The 4,981-nt window shown below is 74.8% G+C and carries 4 protein-coding genes and 1 pseudogene; 3 read left to right on the top strand and 2 right to left on the bottom strand.

Features of this window, described 5'->3' with window-relative positions:
• The 3 genes from DZF91_RS06905 to alc form a co-directional block, all read left to right on the top strand.
• The coding region (locus DZF91_RS06905; RefSeq protein WP_147341028.1) for a glycerate kinase at nucleotides 1-891 on the top strand (891 nt) is incomplete at its 5' end.
• Nucleotides 892-969: 78 nt separating this feature from the next.
• The gene (locus DZF91_RS06910; RefSeq protein WP_117356653.1) at nucleotides 970-2,346 is read left to right on the top strand and encodes an amidohydrolase family protein; all 1,377 of its coding nucleotides are present in this window, start codon (nucleotides 970-972) and stop codon (nucleotides 2,344-2,346) included.
• A 21-nt stretch (nucleotides 2,347-2,367) separates the two neighbouring features.
• Nucleotides 2,368-3,375: an allantoicase gene (gene alc, locus DZF91_RS06915; protein WP_117356654.1), complete on the top strand. Its 1,008-nt coding sequence runs from the start codon at nucleotides 2,368-2,370 to the stop codon at nucleotides 3,373-3,375.
• 55 nt (nucleotides 3,376-3,430) lie between these two features.
• On the opposite strand, the gene DZF91_RS06920 is transcribed toward alc, so the two are convergent.
• Both DZF91_RS06920 and DZF91_RS39515 read right to left on the bottom strand, forming a co-directional pair.
• The gene (locus DZF91_RS06920) at nucleotides 3,431-3,907 is read right to left on the bottom strand and encodes a carboxymuconolactone decarboxylase family protein (RefSeq protein ID WP_117356655.1); all 477 of its coding nucleotides are present in this window, start codon (nucleotides 3,905-3,907) and stop codon (nucleotides 3,431-3,433) included.
• A gap of 128 nt (nucleotides 3,908-4,035) precedes the next feature.
• Nucleotides 4,036-4,981, bottom strand: a pseudogene (locus DZF91_RS39515) (hypothetical protein); the annotation flags it as partial.

Here is a 4,981-nt window from a genome sequence, read left to right on the forward strand (position 1 = left end):
CCGGGCGGACGGCCCGCGCCGCTGGCGGCGTCCAGCCGGGGGACGGGCGAGCTGGTCGGCGCGGCGCTGGACGGCGGCGCGCGGCGGATCGTCCTCGGCCTCGGCGGATCGGCCTGCACCGACGGCGGCGCCGGGATGGCGGCGGCCCTGGGCGTCCGGTTCCTGGACGCCGGGGGAGCCGAGCTGCCGCCGGGCGGCGCCGCGCTGCGGCGGCTGGCGTCGGTGGACGCCGGGACGCTGCCGTCGCGGCTGGCGGACGTCGAGGTCGTCGTGGCGTGCGACGTGGACAACCCGCTCCTCGGCCGGGACGGCGCGGCCGAGGTCTTCGCCCCGCAGAAGGGCGCGTCGCCCACGCAGGTCAAGGCGCTGGAACTGGGCCTCAGCCGGTTGGCCGCCGTCGCCGTCCCGGCCATGGCCGGCTCACCGATGGCCGGTTCATCGATGGCCGGTTCGTCCGCTGCACGGGCCGGTGGCATCGCCGCGATGCCCGGGGCCGGGGCGGCGGGCGGAGTCGGGTTCGGCGCGATGCTGTTCCTCGGGGCCACCGTGCGGCCCGGCATCGGATTCCTCCTCGACCTGCTCGGATTCGCCGACGCGGTGCGCGGCGCCCGGCTGGTCGTCACGGGTGAGGGCTCGCTCGACGCGCAGTCGCTGCGCGGCAAGGCGCCGGTGGGCGTCGCGGAGGCCGCCGCGCGGGAGGGCGTCGCCACGGTCGCCGTCGCGGGACGCCGCGAGCTGACCGGCGACCAGCTCCGGGAGACCCGCCTCCGGGACGCGTTCGCGCTCACCGACATCGAGCCCGACGCGGCGCGCTGCATGGCGGAGGCCGGGCCGCTGCTGGAACGCCTCGCCGCCGAACGCGTCGCGCCCGCCTGGCTGCCCGACGCATGAGGTCCGCTGCCGTGGGACACCCGTCCGAGGCCGCCCTGGCGCGGCGATTTGTCCTGAAATAAGTAGGGGAGTGCGGCCGTGGTCTTCGATCTGGTGATCCGTTCGCGCCGGGCCGTCCTGCCCGAGGGGGAGCGGCCCGCCGCCGTCGCCGTCCGGGACGGGCGGATCGCCGCCGTCGCGGACCACGACGCCCCGCCGCCCGCCGGAGCCGAGGTCGACCTCGGCGACCTCGCGCTGCTGCCCGGCCTGGTCGACACGCACGTCCACATCAACGAACCCGGCCGGACGGAGTGGGAGGGCTTCGCGACCGCGACCCGGGCGGCGGCGCGCGGCGGGGTCACGACGCTGGTCGACATGCCGCTGAACTCGCTGCCGCCGGTGGTGGACGCGTCCGCGCTGGAGGCCAAGCGCGCGGCGGCCGCGGGACGCGTCCACGTGGACGTCGGGTTCTGGGGCGGCGCGATCCCCGGGAACGTGCCCGACCTGGGACCGCTGTGGACGGCCGGGGTGTTCGGCTTCAAGTGCTTCACCGCCGACTCGGGCGTGCCGGAGTTCCCGCCCCTGACGCCGGAGGGGATGGACGAGGCGTTCCGCGCGATCGCCGCCCTGGACGGCCTGGTCATCGTGCACGCCGAGGATCCGGCGGCGCTGACCGAGCCCGCGTCGGGCGGGTACGCCGACTTCCTGGCGTCGCGTCCGCCGTCGGCCGAGCGGTCGGCGGTCGAACGGGTCGTCCGGCTCGTGGAGCGCACCGGCGTCCGCGCGCACATCCTGCACCTGTCGGCGGCCGACTGCCTGGAGCCGCTGGCGGAGGCGCGGGTGCGCGGCCTGCCGGTCAGCGCCGAGACCTGCCCGCACTACCTCACCCTCTGCACGACGGACGTCCCGCCGCTGGACGCCGTGTCGGCGGAAGCCCGGCCGTTGGACGCCGTGTCGGCGGAGGTGCCGCCGGTGGGGGCGACGGCCTTCAAGTGCTGCCCGCCGATCCGCGACGCGGCCAACCGGGACGCGCTCTGGGCGGGCCTCGCGGACGGCGTGATCGACTGCGTCGTCACCGACCACTCGCCCTGCACGCCCGAGCTCAAGCGCGGCGACTTCGCGACGGCATGGGGCGGCGTCTCGTCCCTCCAACTCGGGCTGCCCGCCGTCTGGACGGCCGCCCGCGAGCGCGGGCACTCGTTGCGCGACGTCGTCCGCTGGATGGCCGAGGGGCCGTCCGCGCTCGCCGGACTGACGGCGCGCAAGGGCCGCATCGCCGTGGGACGGGACGCCGACCTGGTCGCGTTCGCCGCCGACGAGTCGTTCACGGTCGTCCCCGGCGACCTCGCGCACCGCCATCCCGTCACGCCGTACGCGGGCCGCGCCCTCACCGGGGTCGTGCGGGCGACCTGGCTGCGCGGCGAGGCCGTGACCGGCGCGGGAGAACCGCGCGGTGTCCTGCTCAGCCGTCCCTGACCCCTGGATCGGAGCCGTGCCGTGACCGACTTCCTCGCCCTCCCCGACCTCGCCCTGCGCACGCTCGGCGGCTCGGTGACCGCCGCGACCGACGAGTCGTTCGCGGCGAAGGAGAACCTGCTCAACCCGTGGCCGCCGCGGTTCTCGCCGCTGACCTTCGGCGCGAAGGGCCAGGAGTACGACGGCTGGGAGACCGCCCGCCGCCGCCCCGGCCCGGACGGCTCGCTCGGCCACGACCGGGCGCTCGTCCGGCTGGGGCTGCCCGGCGTGGTCCGGGGCGTGGTGATCGACACGGCGTGGTTCAAGGGCAACTACCCGCCGCACGCGTCGGTCGAGGCGTGCGCGGCGGACGGGTATCCGAGCCCGTCCGAACTGGAGGACGCCGAGTGGACGGAGATCGTCCCCAGGAGCCCACTGGAAGGTGACAGCGCCCATCCATTCCCGGTCGAGGTCGAACGCCGTTTCACGCACGTCCGGCTGAACATGTTCCCGGACGGCGGGATCGCACGGCTGCGCGTTCACGGCGAGGTCGTTCCCGACCCGGCGCTGCTGTCCGGAATGACGATCGACCTGGCCGCGCTGGAAAACGGCGCGCGCGTCACCGCATGCAGCGACATGTTCTACTCGGCCCCGGACAACATGCTTTACCCGGGTCTCGCGCGCAACCAGGCGGAAGGGTGGGAGACCGCACGTCGAAGGGACGGCGGAAACGACTGGGCCGTGGTGAGGCTGGCCGCTCCCGGGCGAATAGCCATCGCCGAGTTCGACACCACGAATTTGAAATTCAACGCGCCCGCCGAGGTCTCACTTTCCGCGAGCGACGACGCGTCCACCTGGCGGGAGATTCTGCCGAGAACTCGGGTCCAGCCGGACACCCGGCACCGTTTCCGGCTCGACGCGGACGCCGAGGCGGCGTACGTCCGAGTCGATGTCCACCCCGACGGCGGACTGGCGCGCCTGCGTCTCCAGGGAACGCTCACCGCGTCCGGCGAGGCGGCCCTCCAGGCCCGCTACACGGCCCTGACCTGAGAGGACGCCCGGATCGAGGCCCCTTCGGACCTGGCCCGGGCGTCCCACCGGCCGATCAGTAGCCGAACTGGCCGGGCTTGTAGTCGCCGCCGGGCTGCTTGTTGATGACGCCCATCCGGTTGCTGGCGTTGATGAGCGAGACCACCACCAGCAGATCGGCGAGCTGGGCCTCGTCGTAATGCGCGGCGGCGTTCTCCCAGACCTCGTCGGAAACGCCCTTGCCGTCGGCGATGCGCGTTCCCTCCTCGGCCAGTTCCAGGGCGGCGCGCTCGGCGTCGGTGAAGACGTTCGACTCGCGCCACGCCGCGACGAGATTGATGCGCGTCGCGTCTTCCCCGCCGTGCGCGAGGTCCTTGCTGTGGGCGTCGGTGCAGTAACCGCAGCCGTTGATCTGGGACGCCCGCAGCATCACCATGTCCCGGGTGGACGCCGGCAGCGTCGACTCCTTGATGATGGCCATGCTCGCCGAGGCGAAATGCTTCAGCGCCTTCGCGGCGACCGGGTTCGCGAACAGATCCAACCGAGCGCTCATCACGAACTCCCTGCTTTCCTGACGACAGATCGCCATGAAGACTCCGGTGCCCGGAATCCCGTGACAGGCGCACGTTGTGATCCGCGTCATACGGGAACGTCAGAAAGGTGATGGCCGGTGTTGGGCCGTCAGCGCTTGCGCTCGTCCTCCTTGGCGGCCGACAGCGCTTCGGCGATCGGGCTCAGCGGAGCCGGATCCGGCCGCTGGGACGCCTGGTCGGACGGCTTGGCGGTCAGCGCCTCGGCGACCGAGACCGGCGGGACCCAGCCCGGCTCCGGAGCCGGGGGCATCACCGGAAGCGACGGCTTCGCCGGAGCCGCCAGCGAGGCCGCCAGCGGCGCGCTCGGCTTCGGCCCGGCGGCGGCGGACGGCTTCGGTGCGGTGTCGTTCCCCGGCGTGACGATGCGGGGCTCGCGGTCCGGGATGAGGCCGGGGGCGGGTTTGACCCCGGGTGCCGGGACGTCCATCCGGCGGCGGGCGCCCTTGCGGGAGCGCGCGCCCGGCCCGCCGCCCCGTCCACCGCCGCCCGCGCCGCCCAGGGGGACGGCGATCATCGGGACGACGGTCTGGTTCTGCTGCGCGGGGTGGTGCTCCGACGACGCGTCGCCCCTTCCGTCCGCGTTCGCGTCAGCGTCCGTCCCGTCCTGGGAGGACGTGCCCGGAGCCGCGCCCGGGGACGGGGCGGCGGAGGCCGGCCGGACCTCGCGGCGCTCGGGCGGCGGCGCGTCGGCGGCACCGTCGATCTTCTCCGGGAAGGCGTGCCAGAGCTCGGTGATGCGCGCGGTGAGGCGGCGCATGTACTGGTCGACGTCGTCCGCGGTGGTGCCGTGGTCCGGGGCGTGCTCCACGTACCACGGGAGGATCTCGCCGCCGTAGGCGCGCAGCGCCTCGCCCATCGTCCGCGCGGCGGCCAGCAGGTGGCCGGTGTCGGCGTGCAGGCGGCGCAGCGCGGCCAGCGAGGGGGACGAGGCGGCGGCCGGGTCCTCGCCGTGTCGGCGGACGAGGTGGAAGAGCAGGTCGCGCAGCTCGGCGAGGCGGCGGGCGGCGTCCTCGTAGCCGGCCGCGGCGGTCGCG

Source organism: Actinomadura logoneensis (assembly GCF_003428695.1).
Classification (GTDB): Bacteria; Actinomycetota; Actinomycetes; order Streptosporangiales; family Streptosporangiaceae; genus Spirillospora; species Spirillospora logoneensis.

Bases quoted from the DNA above. Each gene is read 5' to 3' on its own strand.
- DZF91_RS06920 (WP_117356655.1), bottom strand. From the start codon at position 3,907: ATGAGCGCTCGGTTGGATCTGTTCGCGAACCCGGTCGCCGCGAAGGCG.